General features: G+C 65.9%; 19 protein-coding genes and 2 tRNA genes. 5 read left to right on the top strand and 16 right to left on the bottom strand.

Annotated features, from left to right (window positions below; translation table 11 throughout):
- Positions 1–18 precede the first annotated feature (18 nt).
- The 3 genes from tig to ACQCVD_RS05720 all read right to left on the bottom strand — a co-directional run bounded on the left by tig (position 19) and on the right by ACQCVD_RS05720 (position 1,910).
- The gene (gene tig, locus ACQCVD_RS05730; RefSeq protein ID WP_426822756.1) at positions 19–1,401 is read right to left on the bottom strand and encodes a trigger factor; all 1,383 of its coding nucleotides are present in this window, start codon (positions 1,399–1,401) and stop codon (positions 19–21) included.
- Positions 1,402–1,457: 56 nt separating this feature from the next.
- Positions 1,458–1,531 (bottom strand) — tRNA-Pro (locus ACQCVD_RS05725).
- A 307-nt stretch (positions 1,532–1,838) separates the two neighbouring features.
- A tRNA-Gly gene (locus ACQCVD_RS05720) sits at positions 1,839–1,910 on the bottom strand.
- A 238-nt stretch (positions 1,911–2,148) separates the two neighbouring features.
- Between ACQCVD_RS05720 and ACQCVD_RS05715 the strand changes: the two genes are divergently transcribed.
- On the top strand, positions 2,149–2,955 hold the full coding sequence (locus tag ACQCVD_RS05715) for a DUF1542 domain-containing protein (protein WP_426822755.1): 807 nt from the start codon (positions 2,149–2,151) through the stop codon (positions 2,953–2,955).
- Positions 2,956–3,241: 286 nt separating this feature from the next.
- Here ACQCVD_RS05715 and ACQCVD_RS05710 read toward each other — a convergent pair whose 3' ends face one another.
- The 3 genes from ACQCVD_RS05710 to ACQCVD_RS05700 are packed head-to-tail and all read right to left on the bottom strand — an operon-like array spanning position 3,242 to position 5,393.
- Positions 3,242–3,715 (bottom strand): ribose-5-phosphate isomerase, encoded by a 474-nt coding sequence (locus ACQCVD_RS05710; RefSeq protein WP_426822754.1) that lies wholly within the window; start codon positions 3,713–3,715, stop codon positions 3,242–3,244.
- Positions 3,716–3,732: 17 nt separating this feature from the next.
- Positions 3,733–4,794, bottom strand: coding sequence for an acyl-CoA dehydrogenase family protein (locus ACQCVD_RS05705; protein ID WP_426822753.1), 1,062 nt, complete (start codon positions 4,792–4,794; stop codon positions 3,733–3,735).
- Positions 4,795–4,844: 50 nt separating this feature from the next.
- Positions 4,845–5,393: an OsmC family protein gene (locus tag ACQCVD_RS05700; protein WP_426822752.1), complete on the bottom strand. Its 549-nt coding sequence runs from the start codon at positions 5,391–5,393 to the stop codon at positions 4,845–4,847.
- 272 nt (positions 5,394–5,665) lie between these two features.
- Here ACQCVD_RS05700 and ACQCVD_RS05695 point away from each other — a divergent pair, with 272 nt between their 5' ends.
- The 3 genes from ACQCVD_RS05695 to ACQCVD_RS05685 are packed head-to-tail and all read left to right on the top strand — an operon-like array spanning position 5,666 to position 8,364.
- Positions 5,666–6,820, top strand: a complete 1,155-nt coding sequence (locus tag ACQCVD_RS05695) for an ABC transporter substrate-binding protein (RefSeq protein ID WP_426822751.1) — start codon at positions 5,666–5,668, stop codon at positions 6,818–6,820.
- A gap of 7 nt (positions 6,821–6,827) precedes the next feature.
- Positions 6,828–7,610: an ABC transporter permease gene (locus ACQCVD_RS05690; RefSeq protein WP_426822750.1), complete on the top strand. Its 783-nt coding sequence runs from the start codon at positions 6,828–6,830 to the stop codon at positions 7,608–7,610.
- Positions 7,603–8,364, top strand: a complete 762-nt coding sequence (locus tag ACQCVD_RS05685; protein WP_426822749.1) for an ABC transporter ATP-binding protein — start codon at positions 7,603–7,605, stop codon at positions 8,362–8,364. Before ACQCVD_RS05690 ends, ACQCVD_RS05685 begins: the two co-directional genes overlap by 8 nt.
- A 91-nt stretch (positions 8,365–8,455) precedes the next feature.
- Here ACQCVD_RS05685 and ACQCVD_RS05680 read toward each other — a convergent pair whose 3' ends face one another.
- The 3 genes from ACQCVD_RS05680 to ACQCVD_RS05670 all read right to left on the bottom strand — a co-directional run bounded on the left by ACQCVD_RS05680 (position 8,456) and on the right by ACQCVD_RS05670 (position 10,891).
- The gene (locus tag ACQCVD_RS05680; RefSeq protein ID WP_426822748.1) at positions 8,456–8,746 is read right to left on the bottom strand and encodes a hypothetical protein; all 291 of its coding nucleotides are present in this window, start codon (positions 8,744–8,746) and stop codon (positions 8,456–8,458) included.
- A gap of 134 nt (positions 8,747–8,880) precedes the next feature.
- Positions 8,881–10,062 (bottom strand): RtcB family protein, encoded by a 1,182-nt coding sequence (locus ACQCVD_RS05675; RefSeq protein ID WP_426822747.1) that lies wholly within the window; start codon positions 10,060–10,062, stop codon positions 8,881–8,883.
- A 208-nt stretch (positions 10,063–10,270) separates the two neighbouring features.
- Complete coding sequence (locus ACQCVD_RS05670) at positions 10,271–10,891, bottom strand: DsbA family protein (RefSeq protein WP_426822746.1); 621 nt, start codon at positions 10,889–10,891, stop codon at positions 10,271–10,273.
- Positions 10,892–11,042: 151 nt separating this feature from the next.
- Here ACQCVD_RS05670 and pepN point away from each other — a divergent pair, with 151 nt between their 5' ends.
- Positions 11,043–13,649: an aminopeptidase N gene (gene pepN, locus ACQCVD_RS05665; RefSeq protein ID WP_426822745.1), complete on the top strand. Its 2,607-nt coding sequence runs from the start codon at positions 11,043–11,045 to the stop codon at positions 13,647–13,649.
- A 35-nt stretch (positions 13,650–13,684) separates the two neighbouring features.
- Here the strand turns inward: pepN and ACQCVD_RS05660 are convergent, their stop codons facing one another.
- The 7 genes from ACQCVD_RS05660 to ACQCVD_RS05630 form a co-directional block, all read right to left on the bottom strand.
- Positions 13,685–14,842 (bottom strand): acyl-CoA dehydrogenase family protein, encoded by a 1,158-nt coding sequence (locus ACQCVD_RS05660; protein ID WP_426822744.1) that lies wholly within the window; start codon positions 14,840–14,842, stop codon positions 13,685–13,687.
- 103 nt (positions 14,843–14,945) lie between these two features.
- Positions 14,946–15,770 carry a phytoene/squalene synthase family protein gene (locus ACQCVD_RS05655; RefSeq protein ID WP_426822743.1) on the bottom strand — a complete coding sequence of 275 codons (825 nt, stop codon included), beginning with the start codon at positions 15,768–15,770 and terminating at the stop codon, positions 14,946–14,948.
- Positions 15,771–15,781: 11 nt separating this feature from the next.
- Positions 15,782–17,032, bottom strand: coding sequence for an alkylhydroperoxidase domain protein (locus ACQCVD_RS05650; protein WP_426822742.1), 1,251 nt, complete (start codon positions 17,030–17,032; stop codon positions 15,782–15,784).
- Positions 17,033–17,076: 44 nt separating this feature from the next.
- Positions 17,077–18,732, bottom strand: a complete 1,656-nt coding sequence (locus ACQCVD_RS05645) for a dipeptide ABC transporter ATP-binding protein (RefSeq protein WP_426822741.1) — start codon at positions 18,730–18,732, stop codon at positions 17,077–17,079.
- The gene (locus tag ACQCVD_RS05640; RefSeq protein ID WP_426822860.1) at positions 18,733–19,533 is read right to left on the bottom strand and encodes an ABC transporter permease; all 801 of its coding nucleotides are present in this window, start codon (positions 19,531–19,533) and stop codon (positions 18,733–18,735) included.
- A gap of 68 nt (positions 19,534–19,601) precedes the next feature.
- On the bottom strand, positions 19,602–20,543 hold the full coding sequence (locus tag ACQCVD_RS05635; protein WP_426822740.1) for an ABC transporter permease: 942 nt from the start codon (positions 20,541–20,543) through the stop codon (positions 19,602–19,604).
- A 3-nt stretch (positions 20,544–20,546) separates the two neighbouring features.
- On the bottom strand, positions 20,547–22,247 hold the full coding sequence (locus ACQCVD_RS05630) for a TIGR04028 family ABC transporter substrate-binding protein (protein ID WP_426822739.1): 1,701 nt from the start codon (positions 22,245–22,247) through the stop codon (positions 20,547–20,549).
- Positions 22,248–22,282: the final 35 nt, after the last annotated feature.

Genomic DNA, 22,282 nt, shown 5'->3' with positions numbered 1-22,282 from the left:
CAACCACAAGCGTACTGTTTAATCCTCAGTCTGCTCGGTGGTCTCAGCGGACTCTGCGCCTTCGGTTTCCTCGTCGGTCTCCGGGTCACCGAAGAACTCCTTGGGGTCCACCTCGTTGCCCTCGTCATCCTTGACGTTGACACGGCAGATGGCGGAAGCCAGGGCCTTGCCGCGCCGGACGTCGGCGAAGAGGTTGGCGATCTGGCCGGACTGCTGCAGCTGCTGGACGAACTGGTTCGGGTCCATGCCGTAGGACTGCGCCGTGAACAGGATGTGATCCGTCAGCTCCTGCTGGGAGACCTCCGGGTTCTCCTGCTCTGCCAGGGTGTCCAGGAACAGCTGGGTGCGCACTGCCTCCTCAGCGTCCTTGCGGGTCTGGGCGTCGAATTCCTCGCGGGTGGTGCCCTGGGACTCCAGGACGGAAGCCAGAGCCGCGTCGTCGTGGGCCATCTGGCCGAGCAGCTGGTGCATCTGAGCGTGCACCTGCTCGTCGACGATGGACTCGGGCAGGGCGAACTCGGTCTCGCCGAGAGCGACCTTCAGCACCTCGTCACGGATCGTGGCGGCCTGCTGGTTCTTCTTGGACTCCTCCACCTGGGTCTTGGTGGATTCGCGCAATTCCTCGATGGTGTCGAACTCGGAGGCCATCTGGGCGAATTCGTCGTCGAGCTCCGGAAGCTTGCGCTCCTTGGTCTGCTGCACGTGGACGGCGATGGTGGCTTCCTTGTCCTTGTGCTCGCCGGCCGCCATCTTGGCGGTGAACTCGTTGTCCTCATCGGTCTTCATGCCGCGCAGAGCGGTGTCCAGACCATCGATCAGGTCGCCCTGACCGACCTCGTAGGACAGCCCCTCGGTGGAGGCCTCGTCCACGACCTCGCCGTCGACGGTGGCCTTGAGGTCGATGACGGCGAAGTCGCCGGTCTTCAGCTTGCGCTTGGTGTCCTTGAGCTCACCGAAGCGGGCGCGGAGGTTGTCCAGCTCCTCGTCGACGGCGGCGTCGTCGACCTTGATCGCCGGAACCTCGACGTTGATGGCGGAGAAGTCCGGCACCTCGAACTCGGGACGGATGTCGACCTCGGCGGTGAACTCGACGAACTCGTTGTCCTCGATCTTGGTGATGTCGATGTTCGGCTGGCCGATGACGACCAGCTCGTTCTCCTGGCAGGCGCGCTCGTAGCGGCTCGGCAGCATGTCGTTGACGACCTGCTCGAGGATCGGGCCGCGACCGATGCGGGCGTCGATAAGCTGGCGCGGAGCCTTGCCCTTGCGGAAACCGGGGATGCTGACCTGCTGCGCGAGGGCTGCGTAGGCCTGGTCAATCTCGGTGGTGAGCTCCTCGAACGGGACCTCAACCGTGAGCTTCACGCGGGTGTCGCTCAGCTTCTCGACGGAACTCTTCACGAGTAACTCTCCTGGATCACATTGAAATCGTCTGTCAGGGCCGGTTGGCCCATACGTCGGGGCGACAGGATTTGAACCTGCGACCCCCTGCTCCCAAAGCAGGTGCGCTACCAAACTGCGCCACGCCCCGTGACTCTTCTCCATGGGGAGAACAGCACGAGTCCAGATTCTAGCCGCCGCAGAAAAAATAGGGTTGCATTGGGGCACACTAATTTTTCGATAACCACCTGAGCAGCGTTTTTACCGGAATATTACCGTGGTCCGTGTCCCCTAACGCAACGAGAGGCGTCCCCTGACAGAGCCTGCCGAGTGCAGCGTCGTGGCCCCGGGAATCCCCTGCGGCAGTGCGGGACCCTTACCCCACGTCTCCCCCACTTTCTCCCCCACCTGTAAAATACGAAAATGCCCTACACAATCATGTGCAGGGCATTAACCAGAGGGAATGACGGGAATCGAACCCGCGTCATCAGCTTGGAAGGCTGAGGTATTAGCCACTATACGACATTCCCCTGACGACCGATTTCACGTAGGTGAAGTCGGTGTGCGTTAAGCAGTGTAACGCACCACAACCGAAAAGTGAAAACCACGGGCCCGGGTGCCGGTCAGCATCCGCCATTTCCGGGTGCCCGGCAAGCCCGGGACAGATTCAGACCCGGAACTTTTCAGGGACCTGTAGCGTTGTCATTAAAGAAGCCTAGAAGCCTCGCAACCTGTCCACCCCTGCCTGTCAACGGAGTGATTGAACTCGTGGAACTACTACTTCTCCTCATCGTGCTCGGTGTCGTCGCCGCCGTGGTGATGAACCGGAACAAAAAGAAGCAGCAGGAGATAGCAGAGGCACGCCAGCTGGAGGACGCGCGCGCTGACGCCCGCCGCTGGATCGAGCGGTTGGGCTCCCAGGTGCTGACCATCGCCGGCAATGACGCCGCCTCCACCCAGGCGATCGCGGACGCCTCTGAGCGTTATAACGCGGCGTCTTCCCAGATCTCCACCGCGAACACCGCGAAGCAGGCCCATCTGGCGCGGGAATCTGCACTGGAGGGGCTGCACTACATGAATGCCGCCCGCGAGATCATGGGGATGACCGCCGGCCCTGAGCTGCCGCCGCTGGAAGGGCAGCGCAACGCCGGTAAGGTCACTGAGCGCCGCACCATTGAGCATGACGGCCAGACCCTCACCGCCTCTCCCGTGGCCTCCGACGAGACGCCGAACTACTACCCCGGTGGCAATGTCGCCGGCCGTCCGGTCCCGGCCGGCTGGTATTCCTCCCCCTGGTGGGCCAGCGCCCTGGCTTCGGGCATGTGGACCGCCAGCTCGATGATGATGTTTTCCATGATGTTCTCCGGCATGGCCGGAATCAATTATGGAGCCGATGACTTCGCCAGTGGCGCCGGGGAGGGCGTCGAACCGACCGGTGGTGAGGACATGGGCGGTGGTGAGGACATGGGCGGAGACGCCGGTGATGCCGGCGGCGATATGGGCGACATGGGTGGCGGAGACGACGGCGGCGGTTTCTTCGACGGCATGTTCGGTGATTTCGACTTCGACTTCTAGACCCGCACCAAAACTGATCGAAAAGCCGGTTGCCGGGGCTCACTCCCCCGGTGGCCGGCTTTCCTTGTCCACCGTCGCGGCTGCTCGATGTGCATCTGACCGGGTGGGTTTCCGGAACTGGCAAGGCATGCGCAGGCGTTGGAGCGGAACCGCGGCGTGATTCCACCCACCAACGGCTCCACCTGAAAACCATTCACCCCGGCACCTGCTCAGTGCCGGGGTGAATGGCTGTTCCAGCCGAAACGGTCTCGGCGTCGGTCCCGAAATAGCTGGCTGTTTGGCCGTACTAGTTCTCCGGCAGTGCCGGGGCAATACCCGTACGCTCATAGTCGGTGAGGATATCGATACGGCGCTGGTGGCGATCTTCCCGGGACCACTCCTGCTCCAGGAAGGCGTCGACGATGGCGAGCGCCTCCTCCTCGGAGTGCATGCGACCACCGATGCCGATGAGCTGGGCATTGTTGTGCTCACGTGCCAGCCGGGCGGTCTCCGGGGACCAGGCCAGAGCACAGCGGGCACCCTTGACCTTGTTGGCGGCGATCTGTTCGCCGTTACCGGAGCCACCGAGAACGATGCCCAGCGAACCGGGATCGTTGACGGTCCGGCTGGCGGCCTCAATGCAGTAGGCGGGGTAATCATCGGCCGCGTCATATTCCAGGGCACCGCAGTCGATCACCTCGTGCCCCTGCTTCTTCAGGTGCTCAACGATGATGTTCTTTGTCTCAAATCCGGCATGGTCTGCTCCAAGATATACGCGCATGCCAGCCATTCTATCCGTTAAGCCTTTGTCCGCGCGCGCGACAGCTCCCACCGCAGCTGGGATTCCGAAGGAGACTGCACGGGGATGAAGGCCGCCTCGCGGAATCGACGCGAGGTCGACGAGCTCTTGGCGTACCCGGCACCGCCGGCCACGCGCACCTCCACATTCGCAGCGGCCACCGCGAGTTCCGCGGCATCCAGTCGCAGCTCCAGCACTTCGGTGGCGTTGAGCTCGCGGTTCAGGAAGCGGTCGATGACCTCAACCTGCCGGTTGGCCAGGTCAGCGTTACCGGCGATGATCTTGTCCAGATCCTCCCGGAAGGTCTCATTGATCCCGCTGATCCGCCCCTCGGCTGCAGCAGCCGAGGCCTCGGAGAGGCCCAGGCATTCGGAAACCTGGAGCAATGCCAGCACCGGCTTGACCGCCGGGACGAAGTCATTGATGTTATCGGTGAGAATCTGTGCCTCAGGCAGGAAGAGATCCTCGAAGGTCACCCATGCCGAAGCAGTGGCGTTCAGACCCAGCAACCCGAAGGGTTTACCGAAGGCCATCCCCTCCTGCCCCGCTTCCACTGCGAAGATAAGCCGGGTGCCGTCCGGAGTTTTCGCACCGGTGACCAGTACGGCGTCGTCATAGAGATTCGAGGCCCAATTGAGCTTGCCAGTCACGCGGTAGCCCCCCTCCACGGGCGCCGCCGTCAGGGCAATCTCGCCGGCGCCTGCGGACTCCTTGAGGACGGGGGCCATACCGGTGACACCGGGGCGTTCCCCCTTCGCCAGTGCGCCGGCCAAGGTGAGCGCATAGTCCGTGCCGCCGAAACGCAGGTACTCCCACGTCATCCGCTGTGCCCAGACGGTGAAGGCGGTGGACAGGTCCTCTGCGGCGAGTTCCCGGATCGCCTGGGCGATCTCCGGCAGCGAGCCACCGATCAGGTTCTCATCCCCCAGCATCGGCAGAATGTAGCGGGCGTCAAGCTCCGCCTTGTCCACCTGCTTCGCCCGCTCAGCGACGGTCTCGCGGAGCGCGGTCGGGAGCAGCTGCTGAATACTGGGAGCCTCGGGATTGGTCACGGTCGTCATCGATACCTTCCGGGTGATGCTGGGGGTGAAGTGGGGGGCGGGATCGGTGTCTAGACCAGCTTGGAGGTCAGTTTCGCCGGGCGGGTGTAGGTGTTGACCACCGGAGACCATTCGACGGCGTCCTTCTGGATCTGGTCCAGGGTCTCGCGGTCGGCATCGCCTTCGAGGTCGATCGAGACCTCGACGTTGGACACGCCGGGGCGCTTGTCCTCGGCCAGGTCTCCGACGCCCCAGGTCGGGGAAATGTCGATGTCCGACTCGATGTCGATGTCGATCTTGGTCAGAGTGACACCGCGGTGGGTGGCGATGGCCTGGATACCCACGGAGATGCAGGCGGCCAGGGCAGCCTGTGCGACCTCGGTCGGGTTGGGGGCGGAGTCATCTCCCAACAACTTCGGGGGCTCCGAAACCAGAATCGGTTCCAGGTCACGGACCTTGGTGTAGTTACGGAACTGACCGTCGGCCTCGGTGTGGGTCTTGATCTTCTTGTTGCCACCGGCGGGGTTGTCGATGTTCTTCTGCGCCATTTCCTCGAGCTTGTCAGCGTCGATCGGGGCGAGCGCCTCGCCGTCCTTGTGGTTCGGGGTCAGGTCAGACATTGGATCTCCATTCAATAACTGGTGACTGTGTCGCTTACGCCAACGACGATAACACGACCAGATTGCCATATGAACCGCATGGTCTGCCCATCCTACCCCTATTTTTATTCATGGAAATGCTCCGGAAATAGCCGCAGAATCGCTACAGACCCCCTGCTCAATGGACTGTTGCACATTCGATTGGCTATAGTTCCAGAGCACCCCAAAAGACCAAGCAGTCTACATCATTCACAGAACAAGCAGTCTAGTTTTGAACGAGGTTTTTCACGCTGATGTCGCAGCTCACCCGCAGAACCTTCCTGCGCGGACTCTCCGCGACGGTCCTGGGATCCCTTGCGTTCGGAACCACCTCCTGTGAGGCACCAGGGACATCGGGGGACGGTGCTGCAGCTATCCCGCTGAGCATCGGATACCTGCCGATCGCCTGCGCCACTCCCCTCGTTCTGGCTGATGCGGCCGGAATCTTTGCGCGACACGGCGTCAACGTCCAGTTGAAGAAGTACGCCGGTTGGGCAGACCTCTGGAGTGCCTACGCCACCGGCGAACTCGACGTGGCCCACATGCTCTCGCCCATGGCGTTGGCGATTGATGCCGGTGTCACCCATGGCAGCCGACCCACGGAACTGAGCTTTTCTCTCAACACCAACGGCAATGCCATCGTGCTGGCTAATGACCTGCATCCCCACACGCGGCAGCCGTCAGACCTCAAGGGCACGGTCATGGCCATTCCCTTCGAGTACTCCATCCACGCGATGCTGTTGCGGGACTGGTTGGCCGCTGGTGGCGTAGATCCTGTCCGCGACCTGGAGCTGCGGCTGCTGCGCCCCGCGGACATGGTGGCGCAGCTGGAGGTCGGGGGCATCGACGGCTTCATTGTCGCGGAGCCGTTCAATCAACGTGCCCTGCAGATTGGAGCGGGCAGGATATTTACCGCCACCCGGGAGCATTGGGACCGCCACCCCTGCTGTTCCCTGGCGATCGCGAAACAGTGGCGCGGTGAGCACCCCGACCGGGCGGAGGCACTGGTGGCCGCGTTAGACGAGGCCTCCGCATTCGCCAATGATCAGGGCCGCCACCGGGAGGTGGTGGATATCCTGGCGCAGGAGAAATACCTCAATCAGCCTGCCTCCCTGATCTCCCCGGTGCTTGCCGGCAAGTACCTGGATTGGGACGGCGAGCAGATCAGCGATCCTGACTACATGTCCTTCGGCGACTCCACCAGCTTCACCGCCATGACCTGGATGGCCGCCCAGATCGCCCGCTGGGACCTGTCCAGCGCAAGCCCGTTGTCCCTCGATGATGCCGCTATCACTGCGGCAGCCAGATCGGTGCTGCCCGCTGGGGTCCCGGTGGACGGCGGGCCGGTGATGATCAACGGCCAGCTCTTCGATCCCGCTCACCCGACCCGCAATTACGCAAGGAACTGACGAAGAAGTGAAGTCGACCCCCAAACCACGCAACGCCGGCATCCTCGGTGTGGTCCTGCTCGCCGCCTTCATCGGCCTGTGGCAGCTGGCTGCCGGCGCAGGTTGGCTCTCCAACCTCGCCCCCACGCCGGCCCGCACCGGCAACCGCGCCATCGAGCTGCTGTCGGACCCCTTCTACCGCGACGGTCCCGCCAGCCAGGGAATCTTCTGGCATCTGTTGGCCAGCCTGCGGCGGGTGTTGATCGGCTTCCTGATCGCCACGGTAATAGCGGTGCCCCTGGGCTTTGTCCTCGGTCGGTCCACCACGTTGCGGTGGGCTGTTGATCCCATGGTCCAGATCCTGCGGCCGGTGTCACCGCTGGCCTGGCTGCCGTTGGGCCTGGCACTGCTCAGCGATGCCGAACGCACCGCCATCTTCGTGATCGTTCTCTCCGCGCTGTGGCCGACACTGGTCAACACCATCGACGCAGTCCGCACTATCCACCCCACCTACCTCGAGCTGACTGCAACGCTCGGTACTCCGTGGTGGTCGAAGGTGGCCTATGTGATGCTCCCCTCCGCACTGCCTGGCATCGTCACCGGGTTGCGATTGTCGCTGTCGACATCGTGGCTCGTCATCATCGCGGCGGAGATGCTCGTCGGCGGTGAGGGCATCGGTTTCTTCGTCTGGAACATGTGGAACCGGCTCGACATCGACGCGATTGTCGTCTCCATCGTGATCATCGGGCTGACCGGCCTGATCCTCGATCACCTCATCGCAGCTCTACAGAAGGTTGTGCGCTATGACTGACTCCACCGTCACCATCAACGAGATCACCAAATCCTACGGTACGACCACCATCATTGCGCCGACGTCAGTGACCGTCGAGGAAGGCGAATTCGTCTGTCTCCTCGGCCCGTCCGGCTGTGGAAAATCAACGATTCTGTCCATGGTCGCGGGCCTGAGCTTTCCCTCCACCGGGAGCGTGTCCGCCGGTGATGAGGTGATCACGGGGCCCGGCGCGGACCGCGGCATGGTCTTTCAGAATCACGCCCTCCTGCCCTGGATGACCGCCCGCGGCAACATCGAATTCGGTCTGAAGTCCGCCCGTCCGGAGTATTCATCGTCGGAGCGTCGCACTATCGCGACGCAGTGGCTGGAGAAGGTCAATCTCTCCCATGCCGCTGAGCGTCGTCCCGCCCGGTTGTCGGGCGGCATGCAGCAACGCGTCGGACTGGCACGGGCATTTGCGATCGATCCCTCGATCCTGCTGCTCGATGAACCTTTCGGGGCCCTGGACGCCCTCACCCGCCGGCAACTGCAACTCCAACTCCTGCAGGTGTGGGAGGCTTCCCGCCGCACCGTCGTGATGGTCACGCATGATGTCGAGGAAGCCATCCTGCTCGCCGACCGTGTCCTGGTGATGGCCCCCTCGCCGGATTCCACGGTCATCGCGGACATCCGGATCGACATCCCGCGTCCGCGCATGGAGGACGAACAGGGTGAGCACGCCGGACGCAAGGCCGAGCTGCGTCAGCAGCTCCTGGATCTACTGCAGCATTGACCGATAGGAAAAACCGGGACCGATGCGGTCCCGGGTGGGGTGCGGTGATCTTCACTCAGCCTTCACGGGGCCTGTCGGTCACCGAGGACTGTTAGCGCTGTGCCGGTGTGGAATAACCACGTTCCCTGGTCTCAGCGGAGTCCGACTTCTTGAGGAACACCCGCCAGATCAGCCAGAGGCCGAAGACCAGCAGCACAATCGGCAGGATCTTGAATATCACTGCCAGCGCTCCGACGAAGGCGAAGAGGATCGCGACCGCAGAAGCGACCGCAGTGACGATGGCGAGCACCGCGGACAGTCCCTTGTTGCGGTCCCAGCTGTAGAAGGTCGCCAGACCGGCCAGTGCGGCGATGACGATGGCAGTGATCGTGGTTCCGAACATGTTGTGCTTCCTCCTGGAAGTTTGAGGTCTCGTAGTGTCACGGACTTCCCACCTCCCATTATGCGTAACTCACCAGCATTCGGAAAGGTCAGCGGCTCTGCCCTGGGCCTTCGGTGCGTGGCCGCCGCCAGCGCTTACGTCCCCTTGACGTTGAGCACCTGGCGTAGCTCATGGACGATCTCCACCAGATCGGCGGCGTCCTCCATGACCTGGTCGATGGGTTTATAGGCGTCCGGTATCTCGTCCACCCACTGCTTTCCCGGGCGGTAGACGATGCCGCTCATCCGGGCGTCCAGATCCTCGGCGGTGAACCGCTTCTTCGCCTGGGTGCGCGACATGGTGCGACCGGCCCCGTGTGGTGCGGAATAGAGGGCGCGTTCGTTGCCGAGCCCCCGGGTGACATAGGAGCGGGTTCCCATGGAGCCGGGGATGAGACCCGGGCGACCGAGCTCGGCGTTGATGGCCCCCTTGCGGGTGAGCCACACCTCCTGTCCGGCCAGGCCCACCTTCTCGGTGTAGTTGTGGTGGGTGTTGACCCGCTCCACTTCGATCTCAGTGGCGTCATCACCCATGAGCCGGGCCAGCTGATCGACGAAGCGGTCCATCATCTCCTCCCGGTTCAGCAGGGCGAAGTGTTGTGCCCAGTGCAGCTCGCGCAGGTAGGCGTCGAACTCTGGTGTGCCCTCCAGCAGGTAGGCGTGGTCCCGGTCGGCGAGCGCGATGCTGCCCTTCTCTGATTCCGTCCGCGCGATCTTGATGTGTTTCTGGGCGATCTTGTTGCCCACGCCGCGGCTGCCCGAGTGCAGGAAGCACCAGACCCGGTCCTGTTCATCCAGGCACAACTCGATGAAGTGGTTACCGCCGCCCAGGCTCCCCAGCTGCTCACGCCACTTCGGCGAATGACTCAGGTCCACGCCCTCCCGCTCGGCCTGTTGTTCGAGCTGCTCCACCCGCTGCCTGGTGTGGCCGTGATGGACCTTGCGGTTGTAGTTGCCGGGTGAGAGCGGGATGGCGCGTTCGATCTGGTCGCGGAGCTCGGTCAGTTCGATCCTGCCCAGGTCCTCGGCAGTGTAGCGGGTGCGGGCGGCGATCATTCCGCAGCCGATGTCCACCCCGACCGAGGCGGGGAGAACGGCGCCCTCGGTCGGGATGACCGTGCCCACGGCCGAGCCCAGGCCGAAGTGGGCGTCGGGCATCAGTGCTATGTGCGGGGTGACGAAGGGCAGCTCGGCCAGCGCAATGGCCTGCTGCGCGGTGGCGTCATCGAGGATGCTCGCCCAAGACAGAACTCGGGGGGCGATTTCTCTGGGAGTCACGGTCGGCTCCTTTCTCCGGCTGCCTCGATGGCAACAGGTGCTTTACCTCGAGGATAGCCATTCAGAGCCGATCGCGACCGTTCAGTCAGCTGCTTGTCCCCCGACAGTCAACCTCTTTCGAAACCCGGTCCCCGCAACCCCGCCGGGTTTTAACGGCAGGCGCCCTTCAGAACCTTTCTGCGGGGCGCTATCCGCGATACCCGGTGAACTACTTCACCTGCGGATCCTCCGTGCGGGACCGCTTGATCTCGTAGAAGTAGGGGTACTGCGCCAGGCGGACGGAGGCGTCGAAGATCTCCCCGGCTTCTTCGCCGGAGGGCACGCGCGTGATCACGGGGCCGAAGAAGGCGGTGTCGCCCAGCTTGACCACCGGGGTACCCACGTCATCACCGACGGAGTCGATGGCGGCCTGGTGGTACTCCTTGAGCTTGTCGTCCCACTCCCCGGTGTTGGCATAGGCGGCGTATTTGGCGTCCAGGCCCACCTCGTCCAGGGCCCGCTTGATCACGTCGTCGTAGGCGCCGTAGTCCGCCTTGCCGCTTTCTCCCCCGGCGTGGACGATGGTGCCCATCGCGGTGTAGAGGTCACCGACCTTCTCCGGCTGCTCGGTCTTGACGGCGGCGAAGACACGGGCCGGTCCCCAGTTGGCCTTCATCTTCTCCCTGTACTCTTCCGGCAGCTCCTCTCGGCCGTCATTGAGCACCGCCAGTGACATCGGGGTCCAGTCCACGGCGATGTCGCGGACCTGCTCCACCTCCTTGATCCAACGGGAGGTCTGCCAGGCGAAGGGGCAGGACACATCGAACCAGAAAGTCACGTTCTCGGACACGGGCGAACTCCTATAGGTCTTTGTTGCTGAGAGCTGTTCGGGGTCACATCAACAGTGGCCCACTTCCTCCAGAGTAGGTGCGGATTAGGCTTTATGTCAGTGGCCGCGTCACAGCGGCCAGAGCCAGTCGTCGTAGTTACAAGGAGTTTTCATGACCTCAACCAACCTCACCCGCACAGAAGCGATGGCCCGCTCGGCGCTGCTGGACGTGGACAACTACGCCATCACCCTGGATTTAAATCAGGGGGAGACTGAATTCGGGTCCACCACGGTGGTCACCTTTACCGCGAAGGACACCGGCGACACCTTCATCGATCTGCGCGCCAACCGGATCCACAGCGTGCTGCTCGACGGCCGCGACATCAGTGCCGCGGCCCTCACCCTCGCCGACGGCGCCTATGACGAAACCGCCGGCATCACGCTGCCCGGTCTGACGCCGGGGGACCACACCCTCGAGGTCGTGGCCACCTGCCCGTACTCCCGGACCGGCGAGGGGCTGCACCGTTTCGTCGACCCGGCCGATGACAATGTCTACCTCTACACCCAGTTCGAGACCGCGGACGCCAAGCGGGTGTTCGCCTGCTTCGATCAGCCCGACCTCAAGGCCACCTATGATCTGACGGTCCACGCGCCCAAGGGGTGGAAGGTCATCGCCAACGCCCCGCAGCAGATCGAGGAGGGCACGGACCACGACACCCACGTTTCCCGGGTGCCCACCCCGATCTCCACCTACCTGGTCGCCGTCTGCGCGGGTCCCTACCACGAGGTCCGTGACAGCTGGCAGGGTCTGCTCGTCCACCACGACGAGACCCCGGACAACCAGCCGACCACCCTGGAGGTGCCGCTGGGGATCTACGCCCGTCAGTCCCTGGCCCAGCACCTGGATGCCGAGCGCCTGTTCACCGAGACCAAGCAGGGCTTCGACTTCTACCACCGGAACTTCGGCGTCGCCTACCCCTTCGGCAAGTACGACCAGATCTTCTGCCCGGAGTACAACATGGGGGCGATGGAGAACGTCGGCTGCGTGACCATCACCGACGCCTACGTCTTCTCCTCCCAGGCCACCCACTACCGCTACGAGCGCCGGGCGGACACGATCCTCCACGAACTGGCGCACATGTGGTTCGGTGACCTGGTGACCATGGAGTGGTGGGACGACCTGTGGCTCAACGAATCCTTCGCCACCTGGGCCGCCGCGATCTCGCAGGCCGAGGAAACTGAGTACGACACCGCGTGGGTCACCTTCGCCAACATCGAGAAATCCTGGGCCTACCAGCAGGACCAGCTGCCGTCCACGCACCCGATCTCGACCGACGCCAGCGACATCGAGACCGTCGAGCAGAACTTCGACGGCATCACCTACGCCAAGGGCGCCAGCGTGCTCAAGCAGCTGCAGGCCTACGTGGGCCGCGAGAACTTCTTCGCCGGGGTGCGCCGCCACTTCGTCAACCACGCCTGGGGCAACGCCACCTTCGATGACCTGCTCGGCGCACTCGAGGAGGCCTCGGGCCGCGACCTGTCCGACTGGGCGGACCAGTGGCTGCGCACCACGGGCATCAACCGGCTGCGTCCCGACTTCGAGGTCGAGGACGGCCGCTACACCCGGTTCGACGTCCGGCAGTCCGGTGCCCGGCCCGGCGCGGAGGAACTGCGCACCCACCGCATCGCCGTGGGCCTGTACTCCCGGAACCCCGCCGGCGACGGCACGGTCAGCCGCACCCGCCGCGTCGAGCTGGACGTGACCGGGGCGTCGACCAGCGTGACGGAGCTGATCGGGGAGGAAGCCACGGATCTGGTGCTGGTCAACGACGATGACCTGACCTACTGCCTGATGGAGCTGGACGGCGAGTCCCAGCTGTTCGTCATCGACAACATCGACCGCATCGCGGATCCGATGGCACGCACCCTGTGCTGGTCGGCCGCCTGGGAGGCCACCCGCGACGGCCGGATGAAGGCCCGCGAGTTCGTCTCCCTGGTCACCCGCGGTGCCGCCGCGGAAACGGAGTTCTCGGTGCTCGAGCGGATCCTCGCACAGGCGACCACGGCCCTGCGTAGCTACGCGGACCCGGACTGGGCCGCCGGTCACGGCCGGAAGCTGCTGGCTGACGCACTGTTGGCCGGTGCCCGCGGTGCCGAGCCGGAACGCGCCCTGATCTTCGCCCAGGCCCTGGCCCGGGTCGCCCTGACCGGGGAGGCCATCGCGTTCTTCCGGGAGGTGCTCGACGGCCGGGTCACCAACCTGACCGTGGACGCCGACCTGCGCTGGTGGGCGCTGACGGCACTGATCGCCCACGATGAGATCGACGACGTCGACGCAGCCATCGCCGAGGAGGCCGCCCGTGACCGTTCGGCCACCGGTGAGCAGTCCGCACTGCGGGCCGCGGCGGCCGTCAACACCGACGAGAACAAGGCCCGGGTCTACCACGAGATCACCAGGGTGGATCACGAGCTGTCCAACCTGGCGGTGCGGCACAAACTCGCCGGCCTGACGTTCACCGGCGCGTCGGAGCACCTCCAGCAGTTCAACGAGACCTTCTTCGAGATCGCCCCGCAGCTGTGGGGGAAGTGGTCCTCCGAACTGGCCCTGCGCACCCTGAGCGGGGTCTACCCCTCCTGGGACATCAGCCGTCAGGCCCTGGACCGCGCCGAGCACTTCCTGGCGGACAACTCCCTGCCCGCCGGACTGCGGCGGCTGGTGGCCGAGGAGCGCGCCCGGGTCGAGCGTGCCCTGAACAACCGGAAGGTGGACGCGGCCTAGCCACATCCACCGCCGCTGCAACCGCGCCGGGCCGGCTACTCCACCGGCCCCAGCAGCGCCTTGGCGTAGGAGGCGTGCAGCGACTCGTTGTCCGAGGGGTGGTAGAGCCCGGCGAGCACATCCCGGTAGAGACGCTGGAGTTCGCTGCTGCGGAAGTACTGGGAGCCGCCGGAGGTACGCACCGCCAGCTCCACGGCCTCCTTCGCCGCCTCCGTGGCCCGGCCCTTGACGCCGGAGAAGTGCAGGAACCACTTCCCGCCGTAGTCGGGGTCACGCTCGGTTCCCAGGGCGTCCACGTCCCCCGTCAGCTTTTCCAGCTGGAGGACCACCCCGTCCATCAGGATGCCGGCCGACGCGATCTGCCAGCGGATGTCCGGATCGTGGGCATAGGGCGCCTGCCTCACCCGTGAGCGCCGCTTGGCGACGATCGCACTGGCCAGGTCGATGGCCCGCTCCCCGATGCCGGTGTAGACGGAGGCCAGCAACAGCTCGAAACCCCCGAAGATGCCCCACACCAGCGGATCCGGGTTCGGGCCGAGCGGGGTGTGCGTGCCCACGTGGGCCGGCTTCATCGCCACGTCCTCAAGGACCGTGGTGCAGGACTGGGAGGCCCGCATGCCGAGGGTGTCCCAGTCATCCTTCACCGTGATCCCCTCCGCCCCACGCTCGAGGAAGCCGAAGACCAGCTCGTTTTTGTCCTGGACCCCGGCGTGGACCACCAGGTAGTCCCACACCGGGGACAGGGAGGTGAAGATCTTCGTCCCGGAGATCCGGTACCCCTCCCCTTCCGGGGTGGCCACGGAGGTGGAGTCGAAGAGCACCGCGTCATTCCCGGCCTCCGAGATTCCGAAGGCGAAGATCTTGCCGGCCACCACTTCCCCGAACACCCAGTCCAGGCGATGGTCTCCCCGCAACCAGAGCGTGTAGGCCATGGCCACGATCACATGGTGCATGTTGACCGCCAGGGCGGTCGCCGGGGCGGCCTGCGCGAGGCGCCGCTGTGCCCGGCTGGCCTGCGCCAACGTGCAGCCCTGCCCGCCGAACTCCGTGGGCACCAGCATGGTCAGGTAACCCGCCTGCTTCAGGTCCGCCAGGTCCTCGTGGGGGAAGCGGTTCTCCTCGTCATAGACGGCCGCCCGCTCATGCACGGCCGCCAGCGCCTGCTCCGGGAGCAGCTCATCAATCACGCCCACAGATCTCCTCCTTGTTTCCGGCACGATGGTCACCACCGTGCGCTGCCTAGCCGCCGATGCTACTCGCCGTCCCGGGACGACCCGCCCCGGTCGCGCACCGGTTCTACTGCCGCCGCACGAGGCAGCGTGCCACGATCTGCGCCTTGACCGGATCCGGCACCCGGATCCGGTCCGCCCTGATCTCGGCCAGCGACGCCGCGTCCAACCGCCGCACCAGCTCTGCGAACAACGCGGTGGCCACCGTGACAGCGCGCCGGGCCGAACCGGGCAGCTGCGGGATCACGGCGCGGGCGGCGTCGAGCTCGGCGGTGACCTCACGGATCAACCGGTGCTTCGCGGCGTCGTCAAGCGGGCCGAGGTAGCTGCGCCCCAGAGTGGCGGTGTCATCGGCCAGGTCACGCAGGAAGTTGATCTTCTGGAAGGCGGAGCCGAGTTGGCGGGCACCGTGGTTCAGCTCGGTCCCGGCGTCTGCTCCGGCAAGGAAGATCCGCAGGCACAGCAGGCCGATCACCTCCGCCGAACCGTAGATGTAGCGGTCCAGCTGGGCGGGGGTGAAGTCGGTGTGGTGCAGGTCCTGCCGCATGGACCAGAAGAAGGCGGTGAGGTGGTCCGGGTCGAGCCGGCAACGGCGGGCCGTGCCCGCGTAGGCGTGGAGGACGGGATCGGTGTGGAACCCCTGCCCCGGCGCCGCCAGCACCGCCTGTTCATAGGCGGCGAGCTGGGCGGGGACGTCCGTTCCCGCCAGGTCGGCTGCCCCGTCGACGATCTCATCGGCGATGCGTACCACGGCGTAGAGGTTGCGGATGTCGCGGCGGGTGCGCCGGTCCAGGAGCCGCACCGCCAGGGAGAAACTGGTGGAGTAGGCGGCGATCACCGAGGCGGCGGCACGGTGCGACATCGCCTCGTAACGGGCCAGGAAGTCACTCACGTACCGGGAGTTTAGCGGAACCGGGCGGGCAGCTCCGGTTCGCCCAGCACGAGCATGAGGCGGTTGGCCCAGTTGAAGAAGGCGGCGGCGTTGATGATGTCGATCACGGCGGTGGCGTCCAGATCCAGGGCGGCGAGCCGCTCCACGTGGGCCTCACCGAACTGCATAGGGGTGCGTGTCAGGGCCGCCGCGGCCGAGCCGATGGCGTTCCACAGCTCATCGCCCAGGTCGGCATCCACGCCCTCGTCCAGCAGCCGCTCAATGTCGGCCTCACGGCCCTCGGATTCCTCCAGGGCGCGGTGGGTGTGGACGGAGGCACAGTAGACGCAGCCGTTGAGGCGGGAGGTCACGGCGGCCGCCACCTCACGCTCGGCGCGGCCGATGCCGGAATCCACGTTGTAGAAGATGTCCAGGTCGGTCAGCGTGCGGGCCTTGAGGGCCTGCGGATCGCGGGCCAGCAGCCGGAAGTAGGGCATGTCCTGGCGCTCCGGTTTGATCAGTGCCTCGGTCTGTTCCTCGCTGAGGTCCGCCTTGGCCACCGGCGGCACCCAGGGCCGCCAGCCCAGCGAGTGGCTGACGAATTTCTCCGGACGGTGCAGCTCCGGGTAGGTGCTGATCTCGAAGCCGCGGTCCGAGAGGCGCCAGTCCGCCGCCTCCCCTTCCTTCCGGGAGGCCTGCTCGATGTGCTCGTGGCCGTTGATCACCTGCAGACCGTGGATGACGCGGAGCTGGAAGCACAGGAAGCTGACGAGCTGGGTCAGGCTGACGGTGTCGTCCGCGCTCCACCCGGCGGCGGAGAGCCGGCCGAGCACCTCGGGGCGGGAGTCCCGCGGGTGGAAGATCATCAGATGGGCCACGTCGAGGGCCGCGGCCAGCCGGTCGCCCAGCGCTGCCACGTCATGATGGACCACACCACCCGGCTCCGACTCGGCCGCCAGACCGGGTTCCCGGTAGGTGCCGTAGGGGCCGGTGGAACGGCCGTGCTCCACGGCGGCGACGACCGCGTCACGCAGGGTGGCCGGGGCGTCGTCGAGCAGCAGCTCGGAATAGAAGGTGAACGCGTTGCCCACGCGGTGGACCCCGGCGACGTAGCTGGCCACCGCGTAGCGCTCCCCGAAGGAGAAGGTGCCCGGGTTGACCGGCTCCAACAGGGCCTCGAAGCTGCGCTGGGCGTTGGCCAGGGCGTCGGGGCGGTCCAGTCGGACGGCGGCGAGGTCACTGTCCGGGTTCAGGGCGCTGAGCAGATTGATGATGTCAGCCATGGTTACCTTCCTTGGTGGTGGGCAATACAGGTGGAACAGGGCGGTCAGAGCCCGAGATTCAGTCCCCCGTCACGGTACCGGGAGCCCGGGATCGCGTCGATGAGCTGTCGGGTGAAGGTGGAGACGGGATGGTCGAAGACTTCCCCGGTCGCGCCGAACTCCACCTGTCGGCCCCGGCTCATCACGGAAACCGTGTCGGAGATCTGGCGGACCACCGCCAGGTCGTGGGAGATGAACACGTATGTCAGACCGAGTTCACGCTGCAGATCATCCAGCAGCCGCAGAATCTGCGCCTGGACGGTGACGTCGAGGGCCGAGACCGCCTCATCGAGGACGACCAGCTCCGGCTGGAGGATCAGCGCGCGGGCGATGGCCACGCGTTGGCGCTGACCCCCGGACAGTTCCGCGGGACGGCGGTCGACCATGCCCGGGTCCAGCGCCACCAGATCCAGGTGGTGACGGACCTGCGCGGCGATCTCCGCCTTCGACCCGGTGGTGAAATTCCGCAGGGGCTCACCGATCGTGGCCCCGATCGTCTGCCGGGGATTGAGCGAGGAGTAGGGGTTCTGGTAGACCAGCTGGACCCGGCGGCGCAGCTCGCGGCGCTGCTTGGCGTTCAGGCCCACCACCTCGGCGTCATTCAGGAGGATCGAACCGGCGGTCGGGGTGTTGAAGGCGGCGATGGACCGGCCCAGGGTGGTCTTGCCCGAGCCGGACTCGCCGACGATCGCGTGGGTGGAACCGGCCACGACGTCGAAGGAGATGTCATCGACCGCGACGATCTCCCCGAACTCCTGCCGGACGTCCTTGACCCGCAACAGGGGTGGGGCCTCAGGGTCCACCCCGGGGCGGGTGAAGGTGACGGCGGTGGCCAGGGAGGGGGCGTCGGCCAGCAGCTGCCGGGAATACGCGTCGCGCGGGTTGGTCAGCACGTTCTGCGCGTGCCCGGCTTCCCTGACCTCGCCGTGTTGCATGACGACGATGCGGTCGGCGCGGTCGCCGGCCACGGCGAGGTCGTGGGTGATGAACAGGATGCCGATGCCCAGCTCACGGCGCATCTCATCCAACAGATCCAGGATCACCTTCTGCACCGTGACGTCCAGGGCCGACGTCGGTTCATCGGCGATGATCAGGTCCGGCTCCAGCGCGAGTGCCGCGGCGATCAGGGCACGCTGCTTCATGCCGCCGGACAACTCATGCGGGTACTGGTCGTGACGCTTGGCCGGGTTGTCGATGCCCACCTTCTCCAGCAGCTCGATCACCCGCCGCCGGCGCTGACCGGCGTCGCCACGGTGGTGGATGGCCAGCCCCTCCCCCACGGAGGCACCGATCGTCTTGACCGGGTTGAGGGAGTTGTTCGGGTCCTGCGGAATCAGTCCCACCCGCGTACCGCGGATCTGCCGCCACTGCTTTTCCGGCAGGCCGGCCAGGGACTGGCCCTGCAGTCGGATCTGGCCGGCGTCCACGCTCGCGTTACGGGCCAGCAGGCCGATGACCGCCTGCGCCGTGGTTGACTTGCCGGACCCGGACTCCCCGACGATCGCGGTGATCTGGCCGGCGTGCACCTCCAGGTCCACCCCGTTCACGGCGTTGATCCGGCCGCGGGCGGTCTCGTAGGAGACGACGAGGCCCTCCACCCGGAGCAGTGGGGTGGCTTCGGCACCGGTGGGGTGGTTCGTCGTGGGTCGTTGCGCGGCCATTTAGCTGTCCTTCCGGATGATCTGGCTGAGGTGGTTGGCGGCGAGCACCACGGCGATGATGACCACGCCGGGCAGGATCGTCAGCCACCAGGACGTGGCGATGTAGTCGCGGGAATCGGCGATCAGCAGGCCCCACTCGGGCGTGGGCGGCGGGGCGCCGTAGCCCAGGAAGCCCAGGGTGGCCAGTTGCAGGAGGGCGGAGCCGAATTGCAGGGCGGCGAGCGCGAGCACCGGCGTCAGGGAGTTCGGCAGCACGTGGCGCAGCAGCACCTGCACCCGCGTTCCGCCTGAACCATAGGCGGCCTCAACGAAGTCGCTGCCGGCGACGGTGAGCACCTGGGAGCGGGCCAACCGGGCGAACGTGGCCACGGAGGTCACGCCCACCGCGATGGCGGCGTTCATCGTGCCGAAACCGAGCAGGATGATCACCGACAGGCTCAGCAGCAACGACGGAATGGACAGCAGGACGTCCACCAGGCGCATCAACACCGTGTCCACCCAGCCCCGCTGGGTGCCGGCGAGCAGGCCGATGAGGGTGCCGACGATCAGTCCCACCAGTACGGCGATCACCGCGCCGGACAGGGACTGCCGGGCGCCGTGGACCACACGGGCATAGAGGTCACGGCCGACGGAGTCGGTGCCGAACCAGTTCTCCGGGTTGGGTTCCAGCAGCGGGGCGAAGGTGCCGCTGGCGGGGTCGAGACTGGTGAACAGCTGCGGCACGACGGCTGCGGCCAGGGCCAGCACGAGGATGACCACTGAGATGACCGCGCCCGGGGAGCGCCAGGGGTTGCGGTGCATCCGGGACCGCCGCCGGGGTGTGGCCGGGGAATCAGGGGTGGCGGGCCGTGCCCGGAACGTGGGGGTACTCATGCCGTGACCTTCCTGCGCAGACGGGCATCGAGAACCGGGTAGAGCAGGTCCACGATGAGATTGATGAGGATGTAGGCGGTGGCCGAGAGCACCACGACCGCCAACAGCACCGGGGTATCGCGGTTGGACACCGCGTCCACGGTCATCGAGCCGATCCCGGCCCGGCCGAAGACCGCCTCGGTGACCACTGCCCCACCGACCAGCTCGCCGAAGAGCAGACCGGCCATGGTCAGCGCCGGGAGCAGGGCGTTGCGCAGGACGTTGCGCCAGAAGATCCACGCCTGGCTGGCCCCGCGCGAGCGGACCACGGCGATGAACGGCCGGGCCTTGACCTCATCGATGCCGCGGATGAGCACCTGGGCGAGCGGTGCCGCGATGGGGACCGCCAGGGTGATCGTGGGCAGGATCAGGGCCTGAGCCGTGGTGGCCCCGATGACCGGTACCAGGCCGAGTTGGAAGGACACGATCTGGATGGCGATGATCCCGAGCCAGAACAGCGGCAACGAGATCATCACCGGGGGCAACGCGCGGGCGATGCTCCGCAGCCACGCCATGGAGTCCAGGGTCGCCAGGATCGCGATCACCAGCGCCACGACGACGGCCAGGAGGAAGGCCAGCAGCGCGAGGAGCAGGGTGCCCGGCAGGGCTTCGGCGAGCATCGTGGACACCTCGGTGCCGGTCTGCACGGAGAAGCCGAAGCTGCCGGTGACAAAGCCCGCGAGAGACGTCAGGTACTGCCAGACCAGTGGCTGATCCGCTCCAAGTTCCCGGCGGATCCGGTCAATCTCCTCGGCTGAGAGGCCGAGGTCCGGGGAGGCGTAGCGGGCGGTCACCGCGTCCGAGGGCAGCGCGGACAGCAGCAGGAAGGACAGGGTGTAGGTGATGAACAGCACCAGCACGGCCTGGCCGATGCGCCGCAGAATGTACTTCGAGGTCACGTCCTACTCCTTTGTTTCCGAGCTGGCACCGGCGGCCTGGGCCGCCTGCTCGTCGATGGACACCCCGTAGAAGGATGGGCGGCCGATGGCCTCCGGCTGGAAATCCCTGACATAGGGCTGGAGGCCGAATACCTGGGGTTCCTCGAACAGCGGCAGGACATAGGCCTGCTCCGTGAGGTAGTCCTGGACCTCGCCGGCGAGCCGGTCGCGCTCCGCCTCCTCCGGGGCGGAGGCGATGGCCTCGAGCAGGTCCTCCAGCTGCCGGTCCCCGATCTCACCGGTGTGGGGGTTGAGGTTGAGCAGCTCATTGCGGTTGTCGGAGTGGTACAGCGACTTGATCACGTCATAGTCGGCCCGGCCGACCATGGTGTGGCGGATCTGGATGTTGTCCTGGTCCAGCGAGTCGGCGTTCTGGCTGGCGTGGTCGCCCGGGTTCAGGTGGATCTCCACGCCGATGCGGCGCAGCTGTTCCTGCACCTTGGTGATCACCTCCCGCGACCTCGGCTGGGGCACGGCCTCATTGACGGTCAGTGACATCCGTTCGCCGTCCTTGACCCGGATGCCGTCCGGGCCCGGCAGCCACCCGGCCTCATCGAGCAGCTGTTCCGCCCGCTCCGGATCGAAATCGTAGGCGTCGCCCTGGTCGCGGTAGCCCAGCGCCGTGGCGGCCACGGAGCTGGTGGCCAACGGGTAGGAATCCGAGAACAGGGTGCCGATGATCCCCTCCCGGTCAATGCCGTGGATCAACGCCTGCCGCACGCGGATGTCGGCGAGCTTGGGGTGCTGGAACCGGAAGACCAGCTGATTGTTCATGCCGTTGGTGCCGCGGCTGACCACGTTGAGCCCCTGGTTCAGCAGGTGGCGTTCCACCGGGGCCTCGACCTGGCGGGCGATGTCGGCCTGCCCGGCCACGAGGCCGCCGACACGGACGGACTCCTCACCGGCGAGCACGTAATGGACCGCATCCAGCGGGGTGCGGCCCTGGTGCGGGTGGGTCGGCGGGGCCCAGTCATAGTCCTCGCGGGCGCTCAACGTCAGTTCGGTGCCCAGATCTTCGTGGGTGATCACGAACGGGCCAGAGCCGATGACACCGACCGCATTGCCCGGCGCGAATCCGGAGTTGTCGAGCTCCAGGGTCTCGTCAGCGAGCAGTCCCGCGTTGAAGGAGCTGGTTGCCTGCGCGAACCCGGGGGCGGGTGCGGAGAAATGGAAGCGCACGGTGTCGTCGTCGATGACCTCCCCGCGTTCATAGTTGGTGATCTGCTCCGAACCGGTCAGCAGTCGTCCATCATCGCCCTCGGCGTAGAGATCGAAGTTGGCGACCACGTTCTCCGCGGTCAGTGGGGAGCCGTCCGAGTAGGTGACGTCGGTGCGGATGTTGAAGGTGTAGACGGTGCTGTCTTCGTTGACCTCCGGCAGCTCCGTGGCGATCCAGGGGTGCAGCTCCAGGGTTTCGGGATCCTGGTAGAGCAGCCGGTCGGTGATGTTGTTGACCACACCGCCATTCGGGTAGAAGCCGGCGGACGGTGGGTACAGGCTGGTGAAGAAGATCGGCTCGAGGTAGGTCAACGTGTTCTCCGAAACCTTCTCTGCACTGGTGCTGCACGCACCCAGCAGGGTGGCCCCGGCGATCAGCGCCACGAGGGTCCCCAGCAACCCTCGGCGCCTGCTGCGCCGGGGGCTGCGGGCGGTGTCGAATCTCATCGCTTCCTCTTTCTGCGGCACGCACTCCGGAATTT

It is taken from the genome of Corynebacterium halotolerans (assembly GCF_050107895.1).
GTDB lineage: Bacteria > Actinomycetota > Actinomycetes > Mycobacteriales > Mycobacteriaceae > Corynebacterium > Corynebacterium halotolerans_B.
This window is presented reverse-complemented; position numbering and strand designations above follow the sequence as displayed.

Bases quoted from the DNA above. Each gene is read 5' to 3' on its own strand.
- ACQCVD_RS05685 (WP_426822749.1), top strand. From the start codon at position 7,603: ATGACTGACTCCACCGTCACCATCAACGAGATCACCAAATCCTACGGT.
- ACQCVD_RS05680 (WP_426822748.1), bottom strand. From the start codon at position 8,746: ATGTTCGGAACCACGATCACTGCCATCGTCATCGCCGCACTGGCCGGT.
- ACQCVD_RS05705 (WP_426822753.1), bottom strand. From the start codon at position 4,794: ATGACGACCGTGACCAATCCCGAGGCTCCCAGTATTCAGCAGCTGCTC.
- ACQCVD_RS05695 (WP_426822751.1), top strand. From the start codon at position 5,666: ATGTCGCAGCTCACCCGCAGAACCTTCCTGCGCGGACTCTCCGCGACG.
- ACQCVD_RS05700 (WP_426822752.1), bottom strand. From the start codon at position 5,393: ATGTCTGACCTGACCCCGAACCACAAGGACGGCGAGGCGCTCGCCCCG.
- pepN (WP_426822745.1), top strand. From the start codon at position 11,043: ATGACCTCAACCAACCTCACCCGCACAGAAGCGATGGCCCGCTCGGCG.
- ACQCVD_RS05640 (WP_426822860.1), bottom strand. From the start codon at position 19,533: ATGCACCGCAACCCCTGGCGCTCCCCGGGCGCGGTCATCTCAGTGGTC.
- ACQCVD_RS05710 (WP_426822754.1), bottom strand. From the start codon at position 3,715: ATGCGCGTATATCTTGGAGCAGACCATGCCGGATTTGAGACAAAGAAC.
- ACQCVD_RS05630 (WP_426822739.1), bottom strand. From the start codon at position 22,247: ATGAGATTCGACACCGCCCGCAGCCCCCGGCGCAGCAGGCGCCGAGGG.
- ACQCVD_RS05650 (WP_426822742.1), bottom strand. From the start codon at position 17,032: ATGGCTGACATCATCAATCTGCTCAGCGCCCTGAACCCGGACAGTGAC.
- ACQCVD_RS05645 (WP_426822741.1), bottom strand. From the start codon at position 18,732: ATGGCCGCGCAACGACCCACGACGAACCACCCCACCGGTGCCGAAGCC.